Source organism: Pseudomonas brassicacearum subsp. neoaurantiaca (assembly GCF_013608025.1).
Taxonomy (GTDB): domain Bacteria; phylum Pseudomonadota; class Gammaproteobacteria; order Pseudomonadales; family Pseudomonadaceae; genus Aquipseudomonas.
Genome location: NZ_VDLV01000063.1, coordinates 65,101 through 90,175 on the forward strand (window position 1 = coordinate 65,101; position 25,075 = coordinate 90,175).

The 25,075-nt window shown below is 62.3% G+C and carries 22 protein-coding genes and 1 riboswitch; of the genes, 10 read left to right on the forward strand and 12 right to left on the reverse strand.

The genetic code is table 11. The features are described 5' to 3' along the window. Window positions 1-468 precede the first annotated feature (468 nt). Both FHK92_RS26175 and metH read right to left on the reverse strand, forming a co-directional pair. Window positions 469-687 (reverse strand): DUF2970 domain-containing protein, encoded by a 219-nt coding sequence (locus FHK92_RS26175; RefSeq protein WP_181290678.1) that lies wholly within the window; start codon window positions 685-687, stop codon window positions 469-471. Between the two features lie 140 nt (window positions 688-827). Beyond that, window positions 828-4,538 (reverse strand): methionine synthase, encoded by a 3,711-nt coding sequence (gene metH, locus FHK92_RS26180; protein ID WP_181290679.1) that lies wholly within the window; start codon window positions 4,536-4,538, stop codon window positions 828-830. 156 nt (window positions 4,539-4,694) lie between these two features. Here metH and FHK92_RS26185 point away from each other — a divergent pair, with 156 nt between their 5' ends. Both FHK92_RS26185 and nfuA read left to right on the forward strand, forming a co-directional pair. Next, window positions 4,695-6,986, forward strand: a complete 2,292-nt coding sequence (locus FHK92_RS26185; RefSeq protein ID WP_181290680.1) for a fatty acid cis/trans isomerase — start codon at window positions 4,695-4,697, stop codon at window positions 6,984-6,986. Between the two features lie 115 nt (window positions 6,987-7,101). Then, the gene (nfuA, locus tag FHK92_RS26190; RefSeq protein ID WP_003182850.1) at window positions 7,102-7,686 is read left to right on the forward strand and encodes a Fe-S biogenesis protein NfuA; all 585 of its coding nucleotides are present in this window, start codon (window positions 7,102-7,104) and stop codon (window positions 7,684-7,686) included. Window positions 7,687-8,143: 457 nt separating this feature from the next. On the opposite strand, the gene cobM is transcribed toward nfuA, so the two are convergent. The 4 genes from cobM to FHK92_RS26210 all read right to left on the reverse strand — a co-directional run bounded on the left by cobM (window position 8,144) and on the right by FHK92_RS26210 (window position 10,256). After that, the gene (cobM, locus tag FHK92_RS26195; protein WP_181290681.1) at window positions 8,144-8,890 is read right to left on the reverse strand and encodes a precorrin-4 C(11)-methyltransferase; all 747 of its coding nucleotides are present in this window, start codon (window positions 8,888-8,890) and stop codon (window positions 8,144-8,146) included. 69 nt (window positions 8,891-8,959) lie between these two features. Further along, window positions 8,960-9,364 (reverse strand): cobalamin biosynthesis protein, encoded by a 405-nt coding sequence (locus tag FHK92_RS26200; protein WP_181290682.1) that lies wholly within the window; start codon window positions 9,362-9,364, stop codon window positions 8,960-8,962. Next, window positions 9,361-10,056: a CbtA family protein gene (locus FHK92_RS26205; protein WP_181290683.1), complete on the reverse strand. Its 696-nt coding sequence runs from the start codon at window positions 10,054-10,056 to the stop codon at window positions 9,361-9,363. The genes FHK92_RS26200 and FHK92_RS26205 overlap by 4 nt, the downstream gene beginning before the upstream one ends. 11 nt (window positions 10,057-10,067) lie before the next feature. Next, window positions 10,068-10,256 carry a CbtB domain-containing protein gene (locus FHK92_RS26210; protein ID WP_181290684.1) on the reverse strand — a complete coding sequence of 63 codons (189 nt, stop codon included), beginning with the start codon at window positions 10,254-10,256 and terminating at the stop codon, window positions 10,068-10,070. Between the two features lie 98 nt (window positions 10,257-10,354). Continuing rightward, a riboswitch (cobalamin riboswitch) is annotated at window positions 10,355-10,574 on the reverse strand. A 164-nt stretch (window positions 10,575-10,738) separates the two neighbouring features. On the opposite strand from FHK92_RS26210, the gene FHK92_RS26215 reads away from it, so the two are divergent. The 4 genes from FHK92_RS26215 (at window position 10,739) to FHK92_RS26230 (ending at window position 15,714) form a co-directional block, all read left to right on the forward strand. Further along, a complete protein-coding gene (locus FHK92_RS26215; RefSeq protein WP_181290685.1) occupies window positions 10,739-12,364 on the forward strand; it encodes a methyl-accepting chemotaxis protein in 1,626 nt (541 codons plus the stop codon). Between the two features lie 40 nt (window positions 12,365-12,404). Next, window positions 12,405-13,586 carry a pyridoxal phosphate-dependent aminotransferase gene (locus FHK92_RS26220; protein ID WP_181290686.1) on the forward strand — a complete coding sequence of 394 codons (1,182 nt, stop codon included), beginning with the start codon at window positions 12,405-12,407 and terminating at the stop codon, window positions 13,584-13,586. Between the two features lie 118 nt (window positions 13,587-13,704). Continuing rightward, window positions 13,705-14,406, forward strand: coding sequence for a response regulator transcription factor (locus FHK92_RS26225; RefSeq protein ID WP_181290687.1), 702 nt, complete (start codon window positions 13,705-13,707; stop codon window positions 14,404-14,406). Window positions 14,407-14,409: 3 nt separating this feature from the next. Beyond that, on the forward strand, window positions 14,410-15,714 hold the full coding sequence (locus FHK92_RS26230) for an ATP-binding protein (protein WP_181290688.1): 1,305 nt from the start codon (window positions 14,410-14,412) through the stop codon (window positions 15,712-15,714). Between the two features lie 59 nt (window positions 15,715-15,773). Here the strand turns inward: FHK92_RS26230 and FHK92_RS26235 are convergent, their stop codons facing one another. Continuing rightward, window positions 15,774-16,415, reverse strand: coding sequence for a DUF1345 domain-containing protein (locus FHK92_RS26235; protein WP_181290689.1), 642 nt, complete (start codon window positions 16,413-16,415; stop codon window positions 15,774-15,776). Between the two features lie 38 nt (window positions 16,416-16,453). Next, the gene (gene pncA / locus FHK92_RS26240) at window positions 16,454-17,098 is read right to left on the reverse strand and encodes a bifunctional nicotinamidase/pyrazinamidase (protein WP_258232750.1); all 645 of its coding nucleotides are present in this window, start codon (window positions 17,096-17,098) and stop codon (window positions 16,454-16,456) included. Window positions 17,099-17,494: 396 nt separating this feature from the next. Here pncA and FHK92_RS26245 point away from each other — a divergent pair, with 396 nt between their 5' ends. Further along, a complete protein-coding gene (locus FHK92_RS26245) occupies window positions 17,495-19,573 on the forward strand; it encodes a putative bifunctional diguanylate cyclase/phosphodiesterase (RefSeq protein ID WP_181290690.1) in 2,079 nt (692 codons plus the stop codon). 9 nt (window positions 19,574-19,582) lie between these two features. On the opposite strand, the gene FHK92_RS26250 is transcribed toward FHK92_RS26245, so the two are convergent. Further along, window positions 19,583-20,683, reverse strand: coding sequence for a DNA alkylation repair protein (locus tag FHK92_RS26250; RefSeq protein ID WP_181290691.1), 1,101 nt, complete (start codon window positions 20,681-20,683; stop codon window positions 19,583-19,585). Between the two features lie 301 nt (window positions 20,684-20,984). Here FHK92_RS26250 and FHK92_RS26255 point away from each other — a divergent pair, with 301 nt between their 5' ends. Continuing rightward, window positions 20,985-21,293, forward strand: coding sequence for an RcnB family protein (locus tag FHK92_RS26255; RefSeq protein ID WP_181290692.1), 309 nt, complete (start codon window positions 20,985-20,987; stop codon window positions 21,291-21,293). A gap of 4 nt (window positions 21,294-21,297) precedes the next feature. Here the strand turns inward: FHK92_RS26255 and FHK92_RS26260 are convergent, their stop codons facing one another. Together FHK92_RS26260 and FHK92_RS26265 are read right to left on the reverse strand one after the other, a co-directional pair. Then, on the reverse strand, window positions 21,298-21,621 hold the full coding sequence (locus FHK92_RS26260; protein WP_181290693.1) for a protealysin inhibitor emfourin: 324 nt from the start codon (window positions 21,619-21,621) through the stop codon (window positions 21,298-21,300). Next, window positions 21,618-22,682, reverse strand: coding sequence for a M4 family metallopeptidase (locus FHK92_RS26265; RefSeq protein ID WP_181290694.1), 1,065 nt, complete (start codon window positions 22,680-22,682; stop codon window positions 21,618-21,620). Before FHK92_RS26265 ends, FHK92_RS26260 begins: the two co-directional genes overlap by 4 nt. Before the next feature lie 139 nt (window positions 22,683-22,821). Here FHK92_RS26265 and FHK92_RS26270 point away from each other — a divergent pair, with 139 nt between their 5' ends. Beyond that, window positions 22,822-23,163: an FKBP-type peptidyl-prolyl cis-trans isomerase gene (locus FHK92_RS26270; RefSeq protein ID WP_181290695.1), complete on the forward strand. Its 342-nt coding sequence runs from the start codon at window positions 22,822-22,824 to the stop codon at window positions 23,161-23,163. A gap of 15 nt (window positions 23,164-23,178) precedes the next feature. Here FHK92_RS26270 and FHK92_RS26275 read toward each other — a convergent pair whose 3' ends face one another. Continuing rightward, entirely contained in the window at window positions 23,179-24,297 is a 1,119-nt protein-coding gene (locus tag FHK92_RS26275; RefSeq protein WP_181290696.1) for a cytochrome P450, read from the reverse strand. A gap of 81 nt (window positions 24,298-24,378) precedes the next feature. On the opposite strand from FHK92_RS26275, the gene FHK92_RS26280 reads away from it, so the two are divergent. Next, a partial coding sequence (locus tag FHK92_RS26280; protein ID WP_181290697.1) for an ArsR/SmtB family transcription factor occupies window positions 24,379-25,075 on the forward strand: 697 nt, incomplete at its 3' end.

The following is a 25,075-nucleotide window of genomic DNA, read 5'->3' on the forward strand; positions in this document are numbered from 1 at the left end:
GGCAATTCTGCGCGCACGGCCGCGCACTCCTACAGGAGCCGGTGCAAGATACCTGTTTTGAGTTATGCGCAAAAGTGATGTTTGAGTATATGTAAAGAACCAAATCGACTAATGAGATTGATTATTGCCTAACCCACATTTGTCGTGCGGGCAATCATCGTCTTAACTGTGGTCGAGTCCCTATGCAATCACCTACAAAACCGACAAGAGGCGATGCAATGAGCAATCCGACCAAAGCAAGGAAAAGCGACAGTACCGTTGATGCCTGGGCCATTTTGTTCCTGATTATCCTGGTGGTGGGCACGGCGGTGTTCTGGGTCAGTCATCAATAATTTCAATTCAACACATAACCAATGTGGGAGCGAGCCTGCTCGCGAAAGCGATGTGTCAGTCAATATATAGTCGACTGCACCACCGCTTTCGCGAGCAGGCTCGCTCCCACAAGGTCATGTGTTGTTTTGAAGAGCGTTACAACCCCGCCAGATGCACCACCAGCTTGACGATGCCAAACAGCGTCAAGGCGAAGATCACCGTGAACACGATGCCCAGGACCACGAAGTGACTCGGCTTGCCGTGGGTGAAGTCCCGGGCGCGGTTCTTGCCGCTCTGCACACCGAAAGCGGCGGCTAGCACGCTGTGCATCATCTGCAATAGCGTTGGCGGTTTGTTGTCGACTGGATCGTCCATAAATCCCTCGTCTGCCATGGGTTTTGGACAAGCATAGACAACCCATGAAAAAAGATCGCAGGCTTCGCCAGCGCCTACAGGGTTTTGTAGATTCCCGTAGGCGCTGGCGAAGCCTGCGATCTTTTCGAAGCGAAGCGCCTTTAGTTGTCGTAACCCAGGTTCGGCGCCAACCAACGCTCCGTCACACTCAGATCCTGGCCCTTGCGCGCCGTATAGCTCTGCACCTGATCCTTGTCGATCTTGCCCACGGCAAAGTACTGCGCCTGCGGATGGGCGAAGTACCAGCCGCTGACCGCTGCCGCCGGGAACATGGCGTAGTGTTCGGTGAGGAACACGCCGCTGCGCCCGGCTTTCATTTCACTGGCCTCGGGGTCGAGCAGGCGGAACAGCGTGGCTTTCTCGGTGTGATCCGGGCAGGCCGGGTAGCCAGGGGCAGGGCGGATACCGGTGTATTGCTCCTTGATCAGTGCCTCGTTGTCCAGGCGCTCGTCCTTGGCGTAGCCCCAATGTTCCTTGCGCACCTGCTGGTGCAGCCATTCGGCGCAGGCTTCGGCCAGGCGGTCGGCCAGGGCCTTGACCATGATCGAGTTGTAGTCGTCGCCAGCGTCTTGATAAGCCTTGGCGACTTCTTCAGCGCCGATACCGGCGGTGGTGATGAAGCCGCCGACGTAGTCGGTCACGCCGCTGTCCTTCGGCGCGACGAAGTCGGCCAGGGAGAAGTTCGGCTTGCCGTCGGTCTTGATGATCTGTTGGCGCAGGTGATGCAGGCGTGCCAGTGGCTTGCCGTCGTCGCCGTAGACTTCCAGGTCATCGTCATGCACCTGGTTGGCCGGCCAGAAGCCGAACACGGCGCGGGCGCGAATGAGTTTTTCGTCGATCAGCTTGCGCAACATCGCCCGGGCATCGGCGTACAGCGCGGTGGCCGCTTCGCCGACCACTTCATCAGTCAGGATGCGCGGATATTTGCCGGCCAGGTCCCAGGAAATGAAGAACGGCGTCCAGTCGATGTATTCGGCCAGGACGTTCAGGTCGATGTCGTCCAGTACCCGTGCGCCGGTGAAGGTCGGCTTGACCGGCTGGTAGCTGCTCCAGTCGAACTGCGGCTTCTTCGCCACGGCCGCCGGGTAGCTCAGGCGTTCGGTGCGGGCGCTGCGGTTGGAGGTGCGCTCGCGCACCTCGATGTAGTCCTGGCGGGTTTTCTCGACGAACGCCGGCTTCAGCTCCTTGGACAGCAACTGGGTCGCCACGCCCACGGCGCGGGAGGCGTCGGTGACGTAGATCACCGCGTCGTTGCTGTACTTGGGTTCGATCTTCACCGCCGTGTGGGCCTTGGAAGTCGTGGCGCCGCCAATCATCAACGGCAGATGGAAATCCTGACGCTGCATCTCACGGGCCACGTGCACCATTTCGTCCAGGGACGGGGTGATCAGGCCGGATAAGCCAATGATGTCGCACTTTTCTTCCTTGGCCACCTGGAGGATTTTCTCCGCCGGCACCATCACGCCTAAGTCGACGATGTCATAGCCGTTGCACCCGAGCACGACACCGACGATGTTCTTGCCGATGTCATGCACGTCGCCCTTGACCGTGGCCATGAGGATCTTGCCCTTGGCTTCCGGCTTGTCGCCTTTTTCCGCCTCGATGAACGGGATCAGGTGCGCCACGGCTTGCTTCATCACTCGGGCGGACTTGACCACTTGCGGCAGGAACATCTTGCCGGCGCCAAACAGGTCGCCAACGATGTTCATGCCGGCCATCAGCGGGCCTTCGATGACCTCGATCGGCCGGGCGAATGACAGCCTCGATTCCTCGGTGTCTTCAACGATATGGGTGGTGATGCCCTTGACCAGCGCATGTTCCAGGCGCTTGTTGACGTCCCAGCCGCGCCATTCCTCGGTTTCCGCTTCCTTGACGCTGCCGTCGCCCTTGTACTTGTCGGCGATGGCGAGCAGGGCATCGGTGCCTTCGGGGGTGCGGTTGAGGATCACGTCTTCCACGGCGTCGCGCAGTTCCACCGGGATCTGGTCGTAGATCTCCAGTTGGCCGGCGTTGACGATGCCCATGGTCAGGCCCGCGCGGATCGCGTACAGCAGGAACACCGAGTGGATCGCCTCGCGCACCGGGTTGTTGCCACGGAACGAGAAGGACACGTTGGACACGCCGCCGGAGGTCAGCGCGTAAGGCAGTTCGTCGCGGATGTAGGCGCAGGCGTTGATGAAGTCCACGGCATAGTTGTTGTGTTCTTCAATGCCGGTGGCGACGGCGAAGATGTTCGGGTCGAAGATGATGTCTTCCGGCGGGAATCCGACTTCGTTGACCAGGATGTCGTAGGAGCGCTTGCAGATTTCCTTCTTGCGCGCCTCGGTGTCGGCCTGGCCGGCTTCGTCGAAGGCCATCACCACCACGGCGGCGCCGTAGCGCTTGCACAGCTTGGCGTGGTGGATGAACTGCTCGACACCTTCCTTCATGCTGATGGAGTTGACGATGCCCTTGCCCTGGATGCACTTGAGGCCCGCTTCGATCACTTCCCACTTGGAGGAGTCGATCATGATCGGCACGCGGGAAATGTCCGGCTCGCCGGCAATCAGATTGAGGAAGGTCACCATGGCCTTCTTCGAATCGAGCATGCCCTCGTCCATGTTGATGTCGATCACCTGGGCGCCAGCCTCGACCTGTTGCAGGGCCACTTCCAGCGCTTCGGTGTAGTTGTCCTCGCGGATCAGCCGGGCGAACTTGGCGGAACCGGTGATGTTGGTTCGCTCACCGACGTTGACGAACAGCGAGCTGCGGTCGATGGTGAACGGTTCCAGGCCCGACAGGCGGCACGCCCGCGGAATCTCCGGAATCTGCCGCGGCGCATAGCCGGCCACGGCCTTGGCGATGGCTTCGATGTGCGCCGGGGTGGTGCCGCAGCAGCCGCCGACGATGTTCAGGAAGCCGCTCTGGGCGAACTCCTCGATGACCTTGGCGGTGTCCACCGGCAGTTCGTCGTATTCGCCGAATTCATTGGGCAGGCCGGCGTTCGGGTGGGCCGATACGTGGGTGCTGGCCTTGTTCGACAGCTCTTCCAGGTACGGACGCAGTTCGCTGGCGCCGAGGGCACAGTTCAGGCCGACGGAGATCGGCTTGGCGTGGGCCACGGAGTTCCAGAAGGCTTCGGTGGTCTGGCCGGAGAGGGTACGGCCGGAGGCGTCGGTGATGGTGCCGGAAATCATGATCGGCAATTCGACGCCCAACTCTTCATAGACGCCCTGAACGGCGAAGATCGCGGCCTTGGCGTTCAGCGTGTCGAAGATGGTTTCGATCAGGATCAGGTCGGCGCCGCCTTCGATCAGGCCCTTGGTGGCCTCGGTGTAGTTTTCCACCAGTTCGTCGAAGGTCACGTTGCGGTAGCCGGGGTTGTTCACGTCCGGCGACAGCGAGCAGGTGCGGCTGGTCGGGCCGAGCACGCCGGCGACGAAGCGCGGCTTGTCCGGCGTTTCGAGGGTCTTGGCGTCGGCCACCTTGCGGGCCAGGCGCGCGCCTTCCAGGTTCAGCTCGTAGGCCAGGCCCTGCATGCCGTAGTCGGCTTGGGACACTTGGGTAGCGTTGAAAGTGTTGGTTTCGAGGATGTCGGCGCCGGCATCCAGGTAGGCCTTTTCGATGGCACCGATCACGTCGGGACGAGTCAGCACGAGCAAGTCGTTGTTGCCCTTGACGTCGCTCGGCCAGTCGGCAAAGCGCTTGCCACGGTAGTCCTGTTCTTCAAGCTTGTAGCTCTGGATCATCGTGCCCATGCCGCCGTCGAGGATCAGGATGCGTTCCTTGAGGGCTTGCTGGAGAAGATAGAGGCGAGCGCTGCGATCGGACATAGGACTACCTGGAAATAAAGACCATTACGAAGGCTCGAATGATAGCAAACCTGTGCAGGATTTGATCATGGTGGGCTTTTGCATGAATATCGCTCATGTTTGCAAGGCGATGCTGGCCCGGTAGAATCGCCGGATTATCTCTTAGGGACCCGAGACATGCCGTACCGCGTCTTATTCGGCAGTCTGTTGCTGCTGTTGTCTTTTACCGCAGCCGCCGGGAATTCCCCTCCCGCGATCTCCTATACCCGCGACATCCAGCCGATCTTCACCGAAAAATGCGTGGCCTGTCATGCCTGCTACGACTCCGCGTGCCAGTTGAATCTGGGCAGTGGCGAGGGCGCGCTCCGGGGCGCGAGCAAGGTGCCGGTCTACGACGGCGAACGACGCCAAGCCGCCGACCCGACCCGCTTGTTCTATGACGCCTCCGGCCAGCGAGCCTGGCAGCGCAAGGGCTTTTATTCGGTGATCGATGCCCAGGGCAGCCAGGCCGCGTTGATGGCCCGGATGCTGGAACTCGGCCACCGCACGCCCTTGCAGCCCAACGCCAAATTGCCGGAAGACATCGTGCTGGGCTTGAGCCGGGACAACAGTTGCCCGATGCCGGAACAATTCAACGAATACGCCGCCACCCACCCCAGTGAAGGCATGCCCCTGGCGGTCACTGGCCTGACCGACCAGCAGTACCAGACGCTCCAGCGCTGGCTGGCGGCGGGCGCGCCTATCGACCAGCAGGCCTTGGCGCCAAGCGCTGCCGAAGCCTTGCAAGTGGTGCAATGGGAAAACCTGCTCAACGCGCCTGGCGCGCGGGAAAGCCTGGTGGGGCGTTGGTTGTTCGAGCACTGGTTCCTGGCGCATATCTATTTCAAGGGCGGCGAGCCGGGGCATTTCTTCCAGTGGGTGCGTTCGCGCACGCCCACCGGCCAGCCGATCGACCTGATCAACACCCGTCGCCCGAACGACGACCCCGGCACCCGCATTTATTACCGGCTGTGGCCGGTGCAAGGGGTGATCGTTCACAAGACCCACATCACCTATGGCTTGAGCGCGGCGAAGATGGCGCGGATCAAGAGCCTGTTCTACAGCGGCAACTGGCAGGTCAGCGCATTGCCGGGTTACGGGCCGGAGCGCCGGGCCAACCCGTTTTCCACCTTCGAGGCGATCCCGGCCCAGGCCCGTTACCAGTTCATGCTCGATAACGCCGAATATTTCGTGCGCACGTTTATCCGCGGTCCCGTGTGCCGTGGCCAGATCGCCACGGACGTGATCCGCGATAACTTCTGGGCGCTGTTCCAGGCGCCCGAGCATGACCTCTACATCACCGACCCGAACTATCGCGGCCAAGCCACGCCGCTGTTGGCGATGCCGGGGCAGAACGACGACGTGGGCAGTGTTGTCAGCCTGTGGCTCGACTACCGGGACAAGCGCAACGAATACGAAGCCCTGCGCCGCGACAGCTACGCGGAGCTGCCGGCGCCGAGCTGGTCGACGCTGTGGGCGGGCAATGACAACGCGCTGTTGAGCATTTTCCGGCATTTCGACAGTGCTTCGGTCACCAAAGGGCTGATCGGGGAGGTGCCGCAGACGATGTGGCTGTTCGACTTCCCGCTGTTGGAGCGTACCTACTATCAATTAGCGGTGAATTTCGACGTGTTCGGCAACGTCTCCCACCAGGCCCAGACCCGGTTGTATTTCGACCTGATCCGCAACGGCGCGGAGCAGAACTTCCTGCGCCTGATGCCGGCCGATTCCCGTGAGGCCTACCTCGACGACTGGTACCAGGCTGGTGGGAAATTCAAGATGTGGCTCGATTACGAGGCCATCGACGACGACAAGCCGACGGCGCTCAAGCTCGACGAGAAAGATCCCAAAGGCGACTTCGCCCAGCAGTTGCTGGCCCGCTACGGTGAGCTAAATGCCCGTCCCGATCCCATCAACCGCTGCGAAGGCGCCTACTGCTCGCGCCCGAACATCGACCCGACGCTGCAGAACGCCGAGCAGGCGTTAAGTCGCTTGGTGTCGCGCCCGGCGGCAGGGCTCAAGGTGATTGATCAATTGCCGGAAGCGACGATGCTGCGCATCGAAACCGCCGGCGGTCGCCGTGAGATCTACAGCCTGATGCGCAATCGCGCCCACAGCAACGTGGCGTTCCTGCTCGGCGAAGAACGCCGTTACCAGCCGGGCCTGGACACCTTGACGGTGTACCCGGGTGTGCTCAGCAGCTATCCGAATTTCATTTTCAACATCCCCGCCGGGCAGGTACCGGCGTTCGTCGATGCCATGGAAAGCGCGCTGGATGCTGCGGCGTTCGAGCAGATCGTCGAGCACTGGGGGATCCGGCGCAGTCACCCGCAGTTCTGGGAGTATTTCCACGACCTGAGTCGATACATCCAGGAAACCGATCCCGTGGAAGCGGGCGTGCTGGACATGAATCGCTACCAGAATCTCTGATGAACGCGCTCGGCGATGCTCTTTGCATCGCCGGGCGCTTTCCTGACAAAAATACTGGGACTTTGTCCGGCGCGATGATTGGCGTAAACTGCCGGCAAGCCTGCGAGGAGTTTCCATGACCGCCATTACCATTACCGATGCCGCCCACGATTACCTGGCCGACCTGCTGTCCAAGCAGAACACCCCGGGTATCGGGATCCGCATCTTTATCACCCAGCCCGGCACCCAGTACGCAGAGACATGCATTGCCTACTGCAAGCCGGGGGAAGAAAAACCCGAAGACACCGCGTTGGGGCTCAAGAGCTTCACCGCGTACATCGATTCGTTCAGCGAAGCTTTCCTGGATGACGCGGTGGTCGACTACGCCACCGACCGCATGGGCGGCCAACTGACCATCAAGGCACCAAACGCGAAAGTGCCGATGGTCAACGCCGACAGCCCGGTCAACGAGCGCATCAACTATTACCTGCAAACCGAAATCAACCCGGGGCTGGCCAGCCACGGCGGCCAGGTATCGCTGATCGACGTGGTGGAAGACGGCATCGCCGTGCTCCAGTTCGGCGGCGGCTGCCAGGGCTGCGGCCAGGCCGACGTCACCTTGAAGGAAGGCATCGAGCGCACGCTGCTCGAGCGCATCCCGGAACTCAAGGGCGTGCGCGACGTGACCGACCATACGCAGAAAGAAAACGCCTACTACTGATAGGCGTTCGCTGCGTGCAGTACATTGTGGCGAGGGAGCTTGCTCCCGTCGCAAGGCAACCCGCGCGTCTTCCGTGATGGACGCGTGAGTCGCCTGTGGACCGCTTCGCGGTCCAGCGGGAGCAAGCGCCCTCGCCACAAAAGCTTCTGCGATCAGCTCATACCCCCTGGGGGCAGTGATCGCGATTCCCGTCGGCACCGCTAATCAAATGTGGGAGCGAGCCTGCTCGCGAAGGGGCCAGTTTATCCAGCATCATCACCAGCTGACCCACCGCTTTCGCGAGCAGGCTCGCTCCCACAAGGGATCCTGTAGTGATCGCGATTCCCGTCGGCACCGCTAATCAATGTGGGAGCGAGCTTGCTCGCGAAGGGGCCAGTTTATTCAGCATCATCACCAGCTGACCCACCGCTTTCGCGAGCAGGCTCGCTCCCACAAGGGATCCGGGTGTGCCGCCAAGTCAGGGCCGGTAGAGATGCGCATGCCCGGCGCGGTACAGCGATGATTCGCTGAATACATCGTTGCCCAACACCCGTCCGACCAGAATCAATGCCGTACGCCTGAAGCCCTTGGCCTGGACCTTCCCGGCGATATCCTCCAGCGTCCCCACCACCCAATCCTGATCCGGCCACGTCGCCCGGTGAATCACCGCAATCGGACAATCCGCGCCGTAGTGGGGCAGGAGCTCGTCAACGATTTTTTCCAGATGGTTGACGCCCAGGTGAATCGCCAGGGTTGCCCTGTGTTGCGCCAGGCTGGCTAGCTCCTCGCCGATGGGCATGGCGGTCTTGTCCGCATAACGGGTCAGAATCACGCTTTGGGACACGTCCGGCAGCGTCAGCTCGGCACCCAGCAGGGCGGCGCAGGCTGACGTGGCGGTTACGCCGGGGATGATTTCGAAAGGAATGTCCAGCTCCCGCAGGCAACGGATCTGCTCGCCGATGGCGCCATAAAGGCTCGGATCGCCGGAATGCACCCGCGCCACGTCCTGGCCTTTGAGATGGGCAGTCTTGATCAGATCAACAATCTGTTCCAGGTGCAGCTCGGCGCTGTTGATGACCTGTTCGGCGCAGTGGCCTTCCAGCACGGCTGCCGGCACAAGGGAGCCGGCATAGATAATCACGGCGCAACTGCGAATCAGCCGCTGGCCCTTCACGGTGATCAGTTCCGGGTCGCCGGGGCCGGCGCCGATGAAGAAGACGGTCATGACCGGTTTCCTGTTGAAAGTAGGGGGTGCATGAGCAGCGCTCATGATTCCAGCGACGATTATCGAGTGTTACGAAGTGACCGCCAATGCCAGCGTGGCTTGCGTCGCCTTCTGGCGGGTAATCAGCAAGCTCGCGGGGGACGTGCCCAATCTGTCGGCCAGGGCCAGGGCAGCGCTTTCCGCGACGCCGTGGCAGCCCGTACGCTCGAAGGCGATCTCGGACAGATGGCTGAGCCGTGGTTTATAGCCAGTCAGCTCTTCGGCACTGAAACACGTCAGCGGTAATGACAATTGCCCCGCCAGTTCCAACAGCCCCGGTTCGTCACGCTTGAGATCGATGCTGGCCAATGCCCGCACGTGATCGAGCGCAATGCCATGGGCCAGCAAGGTCTGGTCAAGCAATGCCCGCAACGCACTGGCCGGGCAACCGCGCTGGCAGCCGAGGCCGACCACCAGGATCGGCCTGCGGCTCATGCGTCGTGGTGAGCCTGGGTGCCACGACGAAAAAGCCAGGCGCTGATCAGGCCCAAGGCCAGCCAGAACGCGACGTTGGTCAATTGCGAGGCAAGTTTGAATTCAGTTTCCAGCGCTTCGGGGGCCAACATTGAATGCACGTCCGGCTGCGGTGCGCCGATGACGTGGGGAATCAACAAGGTCGCAAAGCCCAGCACTTTCAACAGCCAATGCCGACCGAAGACCATCAGCGCGATGCCCACCGCCGTGGACGCTGCCGTGCCGATCCACCACATCTGCCGCTGGGCGAGATCCGCCGCTGCCGTGCCGGGTAATTCCGGTGGCAGGCCGAGCGTCGGCGCCAGGACGAAGGTGGCGTAGCCGGCCAGGCCCCAAAGCAATCCTTGGGATGTACGGGTCGGCGCACGCAAGGTGTACAAACCCGCCAGCATCAGCGCGAAACCCACCGCAACCACCAGGTTACCGCCCGTCGTGGACAGCACGCGCTGCCAGCCGTCTTCCGGCTCCCAGGCTTCGGCGTCATGGTTATGTGCAGCCCCAGCGGCGTGTTCATGGACCTCGGCCGCCGGGGCCTTCTCGAAGGTTTCCGCCTGGAGAATCAGCGGCGACACCCAGAAACTTTGCAGCAGGGTCAACAGCAGGGCGGCCAGTAGCCCGCTGAAACCAGCGGTTTGCGCGATACGCTTGATCATCTCGGCAGCACTCAGTGGCACGGGAACGCGGCGCTATGACGTGTGTCATGGGCTGCGTTGTGCACTGCTTCGATGTGAGAGAAACCGGCGAAATAGACCAGGCCCGCGCCGAGGATCGAGGCGAGGACCGCCGCGCCCAGGCGTTGGCTCAGGGTGACGGTGGTGCTGGTGGTGCGGGCGGTGCTGCTGATGGTCGACATGGCGCTTCCCTCTGGTCTGTCAGCGGGCGGATCGAGCGCAATGAGAACCCGGGCGAAGGCTCGCCAGGATTCGAACAGCGCCCGCCCACCGCGGGTTTGTTGTCAATGAGTCATGGGCCGGTCTCCGGGCTCACGAGGGGCCGGCCTGAGCCGTGCCTGCAAGCGTCACCTTCCCATGCGCATGCACAGTGGATTCGACGCTTCACTCGCTTACCGTTGCGGGGGCAGCACCGGACTGACGTGGCCTTGAAGTAAAGCACACGATTCACCGGTTTCCCGTTTCACCCTGTGAAGGGCACCCAAACTGGCGCACAGGAGACCATGGGCGAGGCCGGGGCGTCAATTGAACGTGCCAGGAATATATTTCATCGTCCCCCTGCAAAAGGCCTCAAGTCCAGCCGATAACCCGGTAGGCGTACACATAATTATCCCAATCGATACGCTGGCGGCATGGACGCTCGACCCACCACCGAGGCCTTCCCATGTCCCTACGTAGCTTGAATATCGCTCCCCGAGCCTTTCTCGGTTTTGCAGTAATTGCACTATTGGTCGTTGTGCTCGGCGTGTTCGCCGCCAATCGCATGTCAGTCATTCGCCAGGCGTCGGTGGAAATGGAGCAGACCCAGTTACCCGCCGTCGGCTACCTGGCCAATGTCCTTGAAAACGTGCTGCGCATGCGCATTCTTTCATTTCGCATCCTGGTCAACCGCGACCCGGCCAGCCTCAGCGAGGCCGAGACCCGTATCGGCGTGCTGGTGGAAAAACTCAACAAGGCGAATGCGGCCTATGCAGCGCTGCCCGCCGCGCCAGATGAAGCCGAGCTGTACAAGGTCTTTTCGAAAACCCTGGAAAACTACCTCCAGGCCCAGAAAGAAATGCTGGATCTGTCCCGACAAGACAAAGCCGACGCGCTGCGCGGCCTCATCAATACACGGATCAAGGAAGGCACCGACCAGATGGGCGAGCAACTCAACAAGCTCATTGCAATGAGCGTGACGGAGGGGCATGAAGCGTCGGACCAGGCCGGCAACTATTACAACAGCGCCATCACCGGCATCCTTGTCGTCTCGATCATTGCCGCGCTGGCCACCGTGCTGCTGGCCTTGCTGCTGACTCGCAGCATCGTTGCGCCTTTGAACCGGGCCCTCGAAGCGGCCCGGACCATCGCCGGAGGCAATCTGGCCACTGTTATCAACGACGACGGCAAGGACGAACCCGCCCGGTTGCTCCAGGCCCTTGGCGCGATGCAGGCCAGCCTGCGCCAGACCATCGAGCAGATCGCCGGCTCCGCCACCCAACTGGGCGCCGCAGCCGAAGAGCTGAGCGCCGTTACCCAGGAGTCTTCCCGGGGTTTGCAACAACAGCACAATGAAATCGAGCAGGCGGCCACTGCCGTCAATGAGATGACCGCCGCCGTCGAAGAAGTCGCCCGCAACGCCGTATCGACTTCCGAAGCGTCGAACCAGTCGACCCAGGCCGCCCACGAGGGGCGCACGCGGGTAGTAGAAACCGTTGACGCGATCCAGACCATGACCCACGACGTGCAAGCCACCGCCTCGATGATCGAAGGCCTGGCAATCCAGGGCCGCGATATCGGCAAGGTCCTGGACGTGATCCGCGCCATCGCCGAGCAGACCAACCTGCTGGCCCTCAACGCCGCCATCGAAGCTGCGCGTGCCGGCGAGGCGGGTCGCGGTTTTGCGGTGGTGGCCGATGAGGTGCGGGCGTTGGCCCATCGCACCGCGCAATCCACTCAGGAAATCGAAAAAATGGTCGCTGGCATCCAGAACGGCACCGGCCAGGCCGTGCAGTCGATGCAGCAAAGCAACCAGCGCACCCAAAGCACGCTGGAGCTGGCGCGTGCGGCCGGCGTGGCGCTGGAGCAAATCACTCAATCGATCCATCAGATCAATGAGCGCAACCTGGTCATCGCCAGCGCCTCCGAGGAACAGGCCCAAGTCTCTCGCGAAGTGGACCGCAACCTGATGAACATCCGCGACCTGGCCACCCAATCGGCCAGCGGCGCGCAGCAGACCAGCGACGCCACCCATGAACTCTCGCGCCTGGCGGTGGGGTTGAATGCGGCGGTGGCGCGTTTCGTGATTTGAGATAGGGTTGAGGCTGGACACCGCGCTTACAGGAGATTCCATGCGCTTTTCAGCCTTGACCCAACGCATCACCGGTGACGGCGCCGCCGCCTGGGACATTCATGACCGGGCGCTGGCCATGCGCGAGGAGGGCAAGGAAGTCCTGTTGCTCTCGGTAGGCGATCCGGATTTCGACACGCCGCCCGCCATCGTCGAGGCCGCTGTCGCCAGCCTGCGGGCCGGCGACACTCACTACTCGGATACCCGTGGCTTGCACTCCCTGCGGGCCAGCATTGCCCGGCGCCATCAACAGCGCTGCGGCCAACCGGTGGGTGCCGAGCACGTCACGGTGCTGCCCGGCGCGCAATGTGCGGTCTATGCCGTCGCGCAATGCCTGCTCGACCCCGGCGACGAAGTGATTGTCGCCGAGCCGATGTACGTCACCTATGAAGCGGTGTTTGGGGCCTGCGGAGCGAAAGTGGTGCCGGTAGCGGTAAGGCCCGAAAACGGCTTTCATGTCCAGCCGAACGACGTCGCCCGGCTTGTTACGCCACGCACCCGCGCCATCCTCCTCAACAGCCCGAACAACCCCTCCGGCGCCAGCCTGCCGCTGTCGACCTGGCAAGCAGTCGCGCATCTATGCATCGAACATGACCTCTGGCTGATCAGCGACGAGGTCTATAGCGATTTGCTCTACGAAGGCGCACACATCAGCCCGGCCGGCCTGCCAGGCATGGCCGAGCGCACCGTGACCATCAACAGTCTGTCCAAATCCCACGCGATGACCGGCTGGCGCATCGGCTGGGCGATCGGCCCCGAACTCCTGGCCCGGCATTTGGCCAACCTGTCGCTGTGCATGCTGTTCGGTCTGCCGGATTTCGTTCAGCGCGCGGCCGAGGTCGCGCTGGAGCAGGATTTGCCTGAAGTGGCGCAGATGCGCGAGGAGTACCGCCAGCGCCGGGACTTGGTCTGTGCGCTGCTGGAGGGTTGCCCATGCCTCAAGCCCGTGCGGCCCGATGGTGGCATGTTTGTGATGGTTGACGTACGCGAGACGGGTCTGGGTGCCCAGGCGTTTGCCGAACGGCTGCTCGACGGGTATGGCGTGTCGGTACTGGCGGGGGAGGCGTTTGGACAGAGTGCGGCGGGGCATATTCGGATCGGGCTGGTGGTGGGACGGGGGGAGCTGGCGCAGGCGTGTCAGCGGATTGTCCTATGTGCAACACAATCATTGCGAGATGCCTGAGGCTTCCGTGGTTTGATCGCTCGCGGTATGTAGGCGGTGTGTGAAATTGTGTAAGGGTTTTGCTCATGGCCGGGTGAGGGCGTATATCCTTGGCGGCTTGAGATTTCCTGTGCCAGCCATGCCCAACATCCTCCTCGTCGAAGACGACGCCGCCCTCTGCGAACTCATCGCCAGCTACCTGGAGCGCAACGGCTATCAAGTCAGCGTGCTCAACCGTGGCGACCACGTCCGTGAGCGGGCGCGGGCCAATCCGCCGGACTTGGTGATCCTCGATCTGATGCTGCCGGGGCTGGACGGTCTGCAGGTCTGTCGTCTGCTGCGGGCCGACTCGGCGACCTTGCCGATCCTGATGCTCACCGCGCGCGACGACAGCCACGATCAGGTGCTTGGCCTGGAAATGGGCGCCGATGACTACGTCACCAAGCCCTGCGAGCCGCGGGTATTGCTGGCCCGGGTGCGGACCTTGCTGCGGCGCAGCAGTTTGAGCGAGCCGCAGACGGTCAACGACCGCATCGTCATGGGCAACCTGTGCATCGACCTGTCCGAGCGCACCGTGACTTGGCGCGGGCAGCCGGTGGAGCTGTCCAGCGGCGAGTACAACCTGTTGGTGGTGCTGGCCCGGCATTCCGGCGAAGTGCTGAGCCGAGACCAGATTCTTCAACGTCTGCGCGGTATCGAGTTCAACGGCACCGACCGCTCGGTGGATGTTGCGATTTCCAAGTTGCGACGCAAGTTCGACGACAACGCCGGCGAAGCGCGGAAGATCAAGACCGTGTGGGGCAAGGGCTACTTGTTCAGCCGTTCCGAGTGGGAATGCTGATCGATGTGGAAGCTGCTGATTCGCCTCTACCTGGTCACCATCGTTTCCTACAGCGCGGCTATTTACCTGATGCCGGAGCTGGTGATCCGCCTGTTCCATGAGCGCTTCCAGGCCTACAACCTCGATTATTCCCGTGGTTTGCAGACCTTGATCGTCAAGCAGTTTCGCGCCGTGCCCAGCGAGCAATGGCCGGCGCTGGCAGCGCAGATGGACAAAGAATTCGAGCCGTTGCGCATCGAGCTGGCGGCCACCGAGGACACGGGCTTCACCGATACCGAGCAGGCGCGTCTCAAGCGTGGCGAGAACGTGGTGCGCATTGGCGACTGGGGTTGGCGGACACTCGCGGCGGCGCCTCTGGACGAGCGCACGGCGGTGAAGATGATCGTGCCGCCGGATCCGGCTGACGTCAGTTGGCTGTACTGGAGCATCAATGTGCTGATCGGCGCCACGATGCTGGCGTGCCTGCTGCTCTGGCTGCGGCCGCACTGGCGCGATCTGGAGCGGCTCAAGCGCACGGCCGAGCGTTTCGGCAAGGGGCATTTAAGTGAGCGTACGCAGATCGCGCCGAGTTCCAACATCGGCAGCCTGGCCCATGTATTCGACACCATGGCCGGCGACATCGAGAACCTGCTTAACCAGCAGCGGGACCTGCTCAACGCCGTATCCCATGAATTGCGCACGCCGTTGACTCGGCTCGATTTCGGCTTGGCCCTGGCGTTGTCGGAAGACATGCCAACGGCCAGCCGCGAGCGTCTGCAAGGGTTGGTAGCGCACATTCGCGAACTGGATGAGCTGGTGCTGGAGTTGCTGTCTTACAGCCGCCTGCAAAATCCCGAGCGTTTGCCGGAGCGCGTCGAAGTGCCGCTGGACGAGTTCATCGACAGTATCCTCGGCAGCCTCGATGAGGATCTGGCCGCGCCTGAGGTGGTGATCGACGTGCTGCTGCATGGGGCGCTGGAGCGTTTTGTGCTGGACCCGCGCCTTACCGCCCGCGCGCTGCAGAACCTGTTGCGCAATGCGATGCGCTATTGTGAAAAACGCATCCAGGTCGGTGTGCTGGTGGGTGATCAAGGCTGCGAAATCTGGGTCGACGACGACGGTATCGGCATTCCCCACAGCGAGCGCGAGCGCGTCTTCGAACCGTTCTACCGCCTGGACCGCAGCCGCGATCGCGCCACCGGAGGCTTTGGCCTCGGCCTGGCGATCAGCCGCCGCGCCCTGCAAGCCCAGGGCGGCACGCTGACAGTCGAAGCTTCGCCGCTGGGCGGGGCACGGTTCAGGCTGTGGCTCCCCACTCCTGATGCCTGAAACTATCCCTGTGGCGAGGGAGCTTGCTCCCGCTGGGCCACGAAGTGGCCCCTATATGGTCACCCAAACAACCCCGCCGCAATATTGATCGAAAACCCCAGGATCGCCGTGTTGAACACAAACCCGATCAACGATTGCGCCAGCACAATCTTGCGCAACTGCCTCGTCGCAACGCCCACGTCGGAAGTCTGCACCGCCACGCCGATGGTGAAAGAAAAGTACAGGAAGTCCCAATAGTTGGGTGTGGTCAGCCCCTCGGCAAAACGCAGCGCGGGTTCCTTGCCTCCCCAGGTGTAATACAACCGCGCGTAGTGCACGCTGAAGATCACCCCAATCAGCAGCCATGAACCGATCACGGTCAGCGCCGTGACACCGTAGTGCAGCAGCTTGCCGGCGGTTTGCAGGTCGCGACTGCCGGCCAGTTCGAAGGTGATGGTGGCGAGGCTCGCCAATGCCGCGATGCAGACCATCAGCAGGACTAGACCGGCGTTTTCGTCTTCCATTTCGGCGATGCGTTTGACGTCGGGCGCCTTGGCCCGCACCGTCAGCCAGAACATCAGCAGCAGGTAAGTCCAGACCCCGACGTTCCAGCCGATCAGTATTTTGCTGATGGTCGAGTCCGCCGGTATCGACAGGCCCGCTGCCAGGCCGATGACCGTGGCCAGGGAGAGTCGCGGATGGGTGCGGGTGAGGCGGGGCATGGGGGCTCACTGTGGCGTGGAGATGCTCGGAGTATGAATCATCCGCTGGTTATGTCACTGGATTGAATCAGCCGCACGCCGGCCTCCTGCATGCGCCGCATGGCCGCATCCATCGAACCGTCGATATCGATGCCTCGGCAAGCGTCGAGCACGACGATTGCGTTGAAACCGGCCATCCGGGCATCCAGCGCTGAATACATCACACAGAAGTCCAAGGCCAGCCCGACCATGTACACCGTGTCGATGCCGCGCTCCTTCAAATAGCCTGTCAGGCCGGTGGGGGTCAGGTGGTCGGCTTCCATGAAGGCGGAATAGCTATCGATGGCAGGGTTGCAGCCCTTGCGTATGACCAGTTGGGTGTGGGGCAGGTCCAGGGCCGGGTGCAGCGCGGCGCCCTGGGTACCCTGGACGCAGTGGTCGGGCCAGAGCTTCTGTTCGCCGTAGGGCAACTGGACAAAGTCGAAGGGTTGCTTGCCTTCATGGCTGGAGGCGAACGAGGCATGCCCGGCCGGGTGCCAGTCCTGGGCGCAGACAACGTGTCGGAACGTAGCGCCCAGTCGGTTGACCAACGGCACGATTTCGTCGCCGCCGGGCACGGCCAGTTGGCCGCCGGGGATGAAATCGTTCTGGATGTCGATCACCAGTAAAGCGGTGGTTGTGGCTTTGGTATCCATATGGGTCATGCCGGTTGCTCCTGTAGTGATCTGAGGAGCTTAGCCGAACCGTTCCGGGCTCAGGTTCTTCTTTACGGCGGCTGTCGCCTTCGCGAGCAGGCTCGCTCCCACCTGGGTCTATGGCTAATGCAGGACTTTGCGTACACCACCGGCCCCTGTGGGAGTGAGCCTGCTCGCGAAGGCGGCGTAACAGCTGACGAATATCTTGGAAGCGATGGCCTCTTCGCGAGCAGGCTCGCTCCCACGAAAGGCCCGCAGATAGAGCCGAGTGTCTTTCGTCGAAAATATTCCCAGGATGATGGCTTTTTGATGCGCGGTCCGTGCACTCTTGTACCGATTGTGTACAATCGCCGCCTTTCAACCGGGCATGGAAGCAGTTCGGCCTTCTGGTCACGAGAAAAATCCATGCTCATCGGCAGCTATTCACCCGCGCTCGTTTCGATTTCCCTGTTCGTTGCGATCCTGGCGTCCTACACCGCCCTGGACCTGACCGGGCGTATCGCCACGGCTCGGGGCCGCGCCAAGCATTTGTGGATGGCCGGTGGTGCGCTGGCGATGGGCGTAGGCATCTGGTCGATGCATTTCATCGGCATGCTCGCGTTCACCTTGCCGGTGGAGCTTGGCTACGATGTGGCGATCACCGCGCTGTCGCTGCTGATCGCTATTCTTTCCAGTGGCTTTGCCTTGTGGCTGGTCAGCCAGCCACGGCTGCGGGCCTGGCAACTGGCGTTCGGCGCGTTGGTGATGGGCACTGGCATCAGTGCCATGCATTACACCGGCATGGCCGCGTTGCGGATGCAGCCGGGCATCGATTATGACCCGACGCTGTTCGGCGCTTCGTTGCTGATTGCTGTCGTGGCCTGTGCGGCGGCGCTGTGGATTGCTTTTCGCCTGCGCCAGAATACCCCTCATGTTCGCCTGGCTCGCGCTGGCGCCGCCGTGGTGATGGGCGTTGCCATTGTCGGCATGCACTACACCGGCATGGCCGCGGCGCAGTTCAGCGAGGGCAGTTTCTGCGGTTCTCTCGATGGCTTGAGCGGCAAGGGGCTGGACAATCTGGTGCTGATCACCACCCTGGCGGTGTTGGCGATTGCCTTGCTGACTTCCATTCTTGACGCACGCCTGGAAGCTCGCACCGCCGAGCTGGCCCGGTCGCTGACCCAGGCCAATCGGGAACTGACCCAATTGGCCTTGCATGACCCCCTGACCGGATTGCCTAACCGTGTATTGCTGGCGGATCGCATCGGCCAGGCCATGCACCGGGTGCAGGAGCAGGGCGGTTGTTTCGCCTTGATGTTCATCGACCTGGATGGCTTCAAGCCGGTCAACGATGCCTTCGGGCATCACATGGGCGATCTGCTGCTGCGGGATGTGGCCCTGCGCTTGCGTGAAGATTTGCGTAACCAAGACACCCTGGCGCGCATTGGCGGTGATGAATTCGTCCTGCTGGTGCAGTTGGCCGATCCTGACGATGCCCTGCGTCTGGCCGCGCGCCAGGTCGGGCTGATCGGCCGTACGTTCCGAGTCGCCGACCATGACTTGCAGATTTCCGCCAGCGTCGGCATTTCGCTGTACCCCGGTAACGGCCAGAGCGCCGATGAGTTGCTGATGAACGCCGACGCGGCGATGTACCACGCCAAGGGCGCCGGCAAGAACGGCTACAGCTTTTTCGACGCCTCGATGAACAGCAACGCCCGCAAGCAATTGCAACTGCTGCAGGACCTGCGCATCGCCGTCGAACAACGCCAGTTCAGCCTGCATTACCAGCCCAAGTTCGACGCCGCCAACGGTCGTCCGGTGGGCGCCGAAGCGCTGCTGCGCTGGACGCATCCGACCCAGGGCCTGTTGATGCCCGACACCTTTATCGACCTGGCGGAGAAGACCGGGTTGATCATTCCGATTGGCGAATGGGTGCTCAACGAAGCCTGCCGGCAGATGCGCGAATGGTACGTGCTGGGCTACACCGACTGGCGCATCGCAGTGAATCTCTCGGCCTTGCAGTTCTGCCATGCAGGCCTGGTGCAGAGCGTGGCCAAGGCGCTGGAAACGCACCATCTGCCGGCCAACAGCCTGACCCTGGAAATCACCGAGACCACCGCCATGAGTGACGCGGACGCGAGCATGACGGTGTTGCAGCAGCTGTCGGACATGGGCGTGGATTTGTCCATCGATGATTTCGGCACCGGCTATTCGAGCCTGATGTACCTCAAGCGCCTGCCGGCCAACGAACTGAAGATCGACCGCGGTTTCGTGCGTGACCTGGAGCACGACAGCGACGACGCCGCGATCGTCTCGGCCATTGTCGCCCTCGGCCAGGCTTTGGGCCTGCGGATCGTCGCCGAAGGCGTGGAGACCGATGTGCAGCAGGACTTCCTGACCCAATTGGGCTGCGATTCGCTGCAAGGTTATCTGTTGGGGCATCCGCAGCCGGCCGAGCATTTCCTCAAGCACATCCGCCAGGTTCCGCGCGTGGCGACGGCCTGAGACGATTGTTCAAGAGACAATGTCGAACGCGGTGCTGCCCAGTCGCTCGCCGTTGACCAGCACGTGCACCGCATGTCGGCCCTCATAGTGCCGGCGAGTGGTCAGCTCGCGAATGTGCTGGGAGCGGCTGATGTTGGCGGACCCCAGGGCGGGCAGGTCGAAGGTCTTGAGTTTGAACACCTTGGCCGACGTGCCGCCGGACGCCTTCACGTAGTCGATGGCGTAATCGATCACCAGGCGCTGGTTCTCGGGACAGGTCGATTGGACTTTGAACGACAGCGTGACCTGCTCCCCCAGACGCACCGCTACCGGCATCATTTGTAGATCCGATATTTCAACCTGTGCCTCGCCACCCGCGCCGATGACCGCCAAGGCCCGTCGATTGCCTTGCTTGATCAGGCTGCGCAGGGCATGCCGGGCGATCCATGCGGTGTGGCGGTCCTGTAGCGGCCAGCGCTCTATCCTGCCCAACACCCAGTCGGGATGCTGCTTGGTCACGTCATTCAGGTGATTGGCGACGGATTTGCGCACGTACAGGCTGTCGTCGGCCTTGAGCGTTTCAAGGATCGCGGCGGCGAGTTCCGGGTTGGCCTGGATCGGCTCCAGGTGAAACGACCATGGCAAACGTGGGCGGCTGCCTTCGCTGGCGAGGCGGCGGACATGCTCGTTGTCGTCCAGCGCCCAGTCATGCATGACCGCGAGGGTGCGCGCCAGGTCATCGCGCAGAAAGTGCCGTACGGCGAACTCCGCTGAGCCGAATCGGGTGAAATATTTGAGCGCGTCCATCGACAGGTCGAACGCATGTCGACCGTACGACGCCACGTAATGCGGCAGGAACATCCCGACGAACATGCTGTTCAGCCGCGGAGCCAAGGCCCGAAGGACCTCCAGTGAAGCTTCGTAATCCAGCGGCAGGACCGCATGCAGGCATTCGCTGACCCGCGCCATGCGCTGCATCACTGACAACTCGGCCAGCCCGTCGTTGGCCATGTCCAGGAACGCCTTGGCATCGAAGGCTGGGTACACCGCGCGCAGTTCGGTGGCGATGTGTGAAAGGCGGGCGGCATTGAAGATTTCCTTGAGCGCGGGGGAAGCGGTGGTGGTGCTCATGAATGGTCCGTCCGGCGGGTGTTGGGCCAAGGCTCGTCACTATGCCATGCCAGACAAAACCTGTGGCGAGGGAGCTTGCTCCCGCTCGGCTCTGTAGGAGCTGGCGAAGCCTGCGATCTTTTGATCTTTCGCTCGAAACTCAAGTGTCTTGAGAAAGATCGCAGCCTCGCTTCGCTCAGCAGCTCCTACAGGCCCAGCGGGAGCAAGCTCCCTCGCCACGGGGACACGGTGCATGGAAAGGGAATGATTCGCCGCCGCCGAAGTCCCAGACTCAGTACCTTGAATTAATTGGAGCTCTTCTATGCGCAAACCAACCGTCATCGCCAGCCTGGTCCTGATCGCCGGCCTCGGAGCCTTTGGGCCTGTCGTTCAAGCCGTCGAGAAAACCGGCGACGCCCTGGAGCATTCGCCGAGCAATGGCCGCCGGTTGGTGGAAAATGACCGGGTGCCGGCGGACTATCAGCGCGCGGACAGGGCCATGAAGGACTGGAAGCAGAAAAAACTCGAACAGCCGACAAATGAGCAGCAATGGGTTCAGATCGATGACAAGTACCTGCTGATCGAAACCGTGTCCGGCGCCATCGTCAAGATTGTCCCTGCGACACGCTAAAGCATTAAAGCACTTCGCCTTTATCCCAAAGATGAACCAGCTCACCAGGTGCCCGATCCTCGGGCACCTGCAGCACCATCTCGTCGTCCTGGTCGTTGGCCCGGTAACGCACCTCGATCTGGAAATAACGCTGGTCGCCCCGGCCAGGCGCCGAGGAGGTAAGTGGCAGGCATCCTTCCAGCACCGAGCAGATGCGTGTGCGCTGGTCGATGTCGCATTGGGCAAACTCGATTTCCCGGGGGCGCGTCAAGGCGTGGATCGCTGCCACGCCGCCCTGGCGTGACAGTTTCACCACCGCTTTGTCGTCAAGGTCTGGAAGGGTTTTCATCCGTTCTCCTCGTTCAGGTCGACGCCCACCTGTGCCCAGCCTTCCTGTACCGCCCTGACTTCCCGCTCGCCGAAGCGCTGGCGGGCATGCTCGACGGTCAGGCGGGCAAAGGCACTGAAGGAGGCGTCGTTGGCCAGTTGCCTGTCGCACAAGGTGTCATACCAGATTCGCCCGGCCTTTTCCCAGGCGAATCCGCCCAGCGCGGTTGCCACCAGATAAAAGGCCCGGTTGGGAATGCCGGAGTTGATGTGCACGCCGCCGTTGTCTTCGCGGGTGATGACGAACTGGCGCATGTGCGCAGGCTGGGGGTCCTTGCCCAGCAGCGGGTCATCGTAGGCCGTGCCGGGGTTGGACATGCTGCGCAGGCCGTCGCCGTTGATCTTGTCAGTGAGCAGGTCGGCACCGATCAGCCAGTCGGCCTGCTCGACGGTCTGCCCCAATACGAATTGCTTGACCAGCACGCCGAACACATCGGAAATCGACTCGTTCAATGCGCCGGACTGGTTGGCATAGATCAAGCCGGCTTCGCTTTCAGTGACGCCGTGGGCCAACTCGTGGGCCACCACGTCCAGGGAGCGGGTGAAGCGCTGGAAGATTTCACCGTCGCCGTCGCCAAATACCATTTGGGCGCCATTCCAGAAGGCGTTCTCGTAGCCTTGGCCGTAATGCACGCTGCCTACCAGGGCAAAGCCCTTGTTGTCGATGGAGTCACGCTCCAGCACTCTCCAGAAAAAATCATAGGTAGCGCCGAGGGCGTCGTACGCTTCGTCCACCGCCGGGTCGCCGCTGGCCGATTGACCTTCCAGGCGCACCGGTTGGCCCGGCAGCTCCATGGTGTTTTGCGCGTCGTGCACGCTGCGCTGGGGATGACCAGCCTTGCCAGGCTTGGGCAGTTGCGCGGCTACGGGTGGATGGGTGGGTGGGCCAGGGTTGTGGCGTAGATTGTTCACATGGGTCAGGGTGCCGAGGGCGCTGGAGCGCTGCTGCTCGGAGCCATGGGCGATGATGCGGTTGAGGATATAAGGCGGGATGAAACCGTGGAGCGGGCGAGAGTCGATCATCAGAAAATCCTTATCTGAAATGCAGGGTCGATACCCATGTGAACCGAAGTGGCCGTTGCGGTTCCCTTTACCGCAAAAGGTTGCCTGTCGCGCAGATTTCTGCGAAAACCCCGCGCCTGGATCACACGGGAAAGAAGCCATGTTTGAAGAGCTGCAAATCATCGACCTGGAAGAGGGCGACGGTAAAAGCGTAGTCAAAGGCGCGCTGATTACCACCCAATATCGCGGCACCCTCGAAGACGGTACGGAGTTCGATTCATCGTACAGCCGCGGCAAGCCGTTCCAATGCGTGATCGGCACGGGCCGTGTCATCAAGGGCTGGGACCTCGGACTCATGGGCATGAAGGTTGGCGGCAAGCGCAAATTGTTGGTGCCGGCCCACCTGGCCTACGGCGAAAGGTCCATGGGCGCCCACATCAAGCCCAACGCCGATCTCATTTTTGAAATCGAGTTGCTGGAAGTCCTGACGCGGGACGATTGATGGCGCTTTTATTGATTACCGATCGCTGAACAGCGGGATGCGTCCATTGGCGGAGGGGCGGTAGCGCCAGGACAACTGATTCAGGCCCGGGTGGCGTTCCAGAATGGCACCCAGCGTCGCGTGGGCGATGTTCAGCGCCAAGGCCTGGCCTGGGCATTCGTGGCGGCCGCTGCCAAAGCTGAAACTTCGCCGATTCGGGCGATCCAACAGCAGGACGTCCGGTTGCGGATTGAGTTGCGGGTCGCGGTTGGCCGAGGCCAGCAGCACCAGGACCCCATCGCCTTGCTGCAGGGTTCTGCCGAGTATTTCGCAGGGCGCGGCAACGAAGCGTCGGGTGTTCTGCACCGCGGGGTCGAAACGTTGGACTTCGGCCAGTAACGGGCTGATTTGGGTGGGGTCGTCGCGAAGCAGGTGATGTAGCGCGGGATCACGGATCAACGCCACCAACGCGTTGCCGATCAGGCCGGCCGTGGCTTCATGGGTTTGCGAAAGCAAGCCGATCAGGTTGGCGATCCGACTGTCCGCATCACTGTCTTCGAAGCCCCGGCAGACGCCGTTCAACAACGAACTGTCCTGCGCGACGATCCGCTCCTGGAAAAGCCTCGCCAATTGTTCGCTGGCCCGGTGCGCAGCCTCCAGTTGCGGGGCTTGGCTCAGGGGTGACAGGCAGGCGACGAAATCACCTGTCAGCTCGCTGAGCAGGTGACTGTCCGTCGGATTGAAACCCAGCAGTTGCGCCACCACGCTGACGGGGCCGATGAATTGCGCCTGGTGTACGCCCTCGGCGCCATTCCTGAGCAAACGCGCCTTGACCAACGCCTCGACCTGCCTGGGATCAATATCCTGCAACCTCGGCGCTATCGCCGCCCTCGGGCAGCGTTGTCGTTCACCTTCGTTCATCCGCATCAGGCGCCCGAATACCTTGCCCGCGGGCCCGTCTGCAATCGCCTTCGGCACCGGTTCGTGGGCGGGGCGCACATGGCAGTCGGGGTGATGCAAGACGGCGCACACGGCTTCGGCGCTGCTGGCTACCCAGAGGTTAAGGTGTGGGTCGAAGTGCAGTCCGCCGCTGGCGCGAAGGGTCGCGTAGTAAGGGTAGGGATCGGCGTGTGTCGCGGCGGTGATCGGGTCCATGATGGGCTGCCTCGTTCATGCGGGGAAAGTGCTGCTACTCTCTCCAATCGATGCATGGCTTGATTCGTCCGGGAGCGAAATATGAACGCAGAGCAACATGATGTGGGCGTGTCCCAGGTGGCCGCGGCCATTGCCGAACCGGCCCGGACCCGAATGCTCTGCGCGCTGATGGACGGCCACGCCCGGACCAGCACGGAGCTGGCGAGCATCGCCGAGGTCAGCGCCTCCACCGCCAGCGCCCACTTGACGAAGCTCAAGGAATTGGCCCTGGTGCGCTTGCATGTGCAGGGTCGTCATCGCTATTACAGCCTCGCCGACAAACGTGTGGCCCAAGCACTTGAAGCGTTGATGGTGATTGGTCAGAACGCCGCGCCGACGTTCTCCCCGCGCACGCCGGATCGCTTGCAGTTTGCCCGCACTTGCTACGACCACATGGCCGGCACGCTGGCGGTGCGGTTGCATGATCGCTTGCTCGAAGCCGGGTGGCTGATCGATGTGGATGGACAGGGGTATCGGTTGAGTGAATCGGGTGAGGCGCTGTTCGAGAGCATGGGCGTTGATGTGCAGGCGTTGGCGGCTCAACGGCGCCGGTTCGCCTGCCCGTGCCTGGACTGGAGCATGCGTCGACCGCACCTGGGCGGTGCCTTGGGGGCGGCATTGCTGCAACTGGCGATCAAGCGCAAATGGGTGGTCCAGGACCTGGACAGCCGGGCGCTGGGGTTGACGGCCGGTGGTCGCCGGGAAATGGCAGGGCGGTTTGGGGTCAGTGCCGATATCG

What these genes read in the sequence shown, in the direction of transcription:
- FHK92_RS26175 (WP_181290678.1), bottom strand. Translation starts at nt 687, where the DNA reads ATGGACGATCCAGTCGACAACAAACCGCCAACGCTATTGCAGATGATG.
- FHK92_RS26270 (WP_181290695.1), top strand. Translation starts at nt 22,822, where the DNA reads ATGTTTGAAGAGCTGCAAATCATCGACCTGGAAGAGGGCGACGGTAAA.
- FHK92_RS26220 (WP_181290686.1), top strand. Translation starts at nt 12,405, where the DNA reads ATGCGCTTTTCAGCCTTGACCCAACGCATCACCGGTGACGGCGCCGCC.
- FHK92_RS26215 (WP_181290685.1), top strand. Translation starts at nt 10,739, where the DNA reads ATGTCCCTACGTAGCTTGAATATCGCTCCCCGAGCCTTTCTCGGTTTT.
- FHK92_RS26185 (WP_181290680.1), top strand. Translation starts at nt 4,695, where the DNA reads ATGCCGTACCGCGTCTTATTCGGCAGTCTGTTGCTGCTGTTGTCTTTT.
- nfuA (WP_003182850.1), top strand. Translation starts at nt 7,102, where the DNA reads ATGACCGCCATTACCATTACCGATGCCGCCCACGATTACCTGGCCGAC.
- FHK92_RS26200 (WP_181290682.1), bottom strand. Translation starts at nt 9,364, where the DNA reads ATGAGCCGCAGGCCGATCCTGGTGGTCGGCCTCGGCTGCCAGCGCGGT.
- FHK92_RS26205 (WP_181290683.1), bottom strand. Translation starts at nt 10,056, where the DNA reads ATGATCAAGCGTATCGCGCAAACCGCTGGTTTCAGCGGGCTACTGGCC.
- FHK92_RS26225 (WP_181290687.1), top strand. Translation starts at nt 13,705, where the DNA reads ATGCCCAACATCCTCCTCGTCGAAGACGACGCCGCCCTCTGCGAACTC.
- FHK92_RS26250 (WP_181290691.1), bottom strand. Translation starts at nt 20,683, where the DNA reads ATGAGCACCACCACCGCTTCCCCCGCGCTCAAGGAAATCTTCAATGCC.
- FHK92_RS26260 (WP_181290693.1), bottom strand. Translation starts at nt 21,621, where the DNA reads ATGAAAACCCTTCCAGACCTTGACGACAAAGCGGTGGTGAAACTGTCA.
- FHK92_RS26255 (WP_181290692.1), top strand. Translation starts at nt 20,985, where the DNA reads ATGCGCAAACCAACCGTCATCGCCAGCCTGGTCCTGATCGCCGGCCTC.
- FHK92_RS26210 (WP_181290684.1), bottom strand. Translation starts at nt 10,256, where the DNA reads ATGTCGACCATCAGCAGCACCGCCCGCACCACCAGCACCACCGTCACC.
- FHK92_RS26265 (WP_181290694.1), bottom strand. Translation starts at nt 22,682, where the DNA reads ATGATCGACTCTCGCCCGCTCCACGGTTTCATCCCGCCTTATATCCTC.
- FHK92_RS26235 (WP_181290689.1), bottom strand. Translation starts at nt 16,415, where the DNA reads ATGCCCCGCCTCACCCGCACCCATCCGCGACTCTCCCTGGCCACGGTC.
- pncA (WP_258232750.1), bottom strand. Translation starts at nt 17,098, where the DNA reads ATGACCCATATGGATACCAAAGCCACAACCACCGCTTTACTGGTGATC.
- FHK92_RS26245 (WP_181290690.1), top strand. Translation starts at nt 17,495, where the DNA reads ATGCTCATCGGCAGCTATTCACCCGCGCTCGTTTCGATTTCCCTGTTC.
- FHK92_RS26275 (WP_181290696.1), bottom strand. Translation starts at nt 24,297, where the DNA reads ATGGACCCGATCACCGCCGCGACACACGCCGATCCCTACCCTTACTAC.
- metH (WP_181290679.1), bottom strand. Translation starts at nt 4,538, where the DNA reads ATGTCCGATCGCAGCGCTCGCCTCTATCTTCTCCAGCAAGCCCTCAAG.
- cobM (WP_181290681.1), bottom strand. Translation starts at nt 8,890, where the DNA reads ATGACCGTCTTCTTCATCGGCGCCGGCCCCGGCGACCCGGAACTGATC.
- FHK92_RS26230 (WP_181290688.1), top strand. Translation starts at nt 14,410, where the DNA reads ATGTGGAAGCTGCTGATTCGCCTCTACCTGGTCACCATCGTTTCCTAC.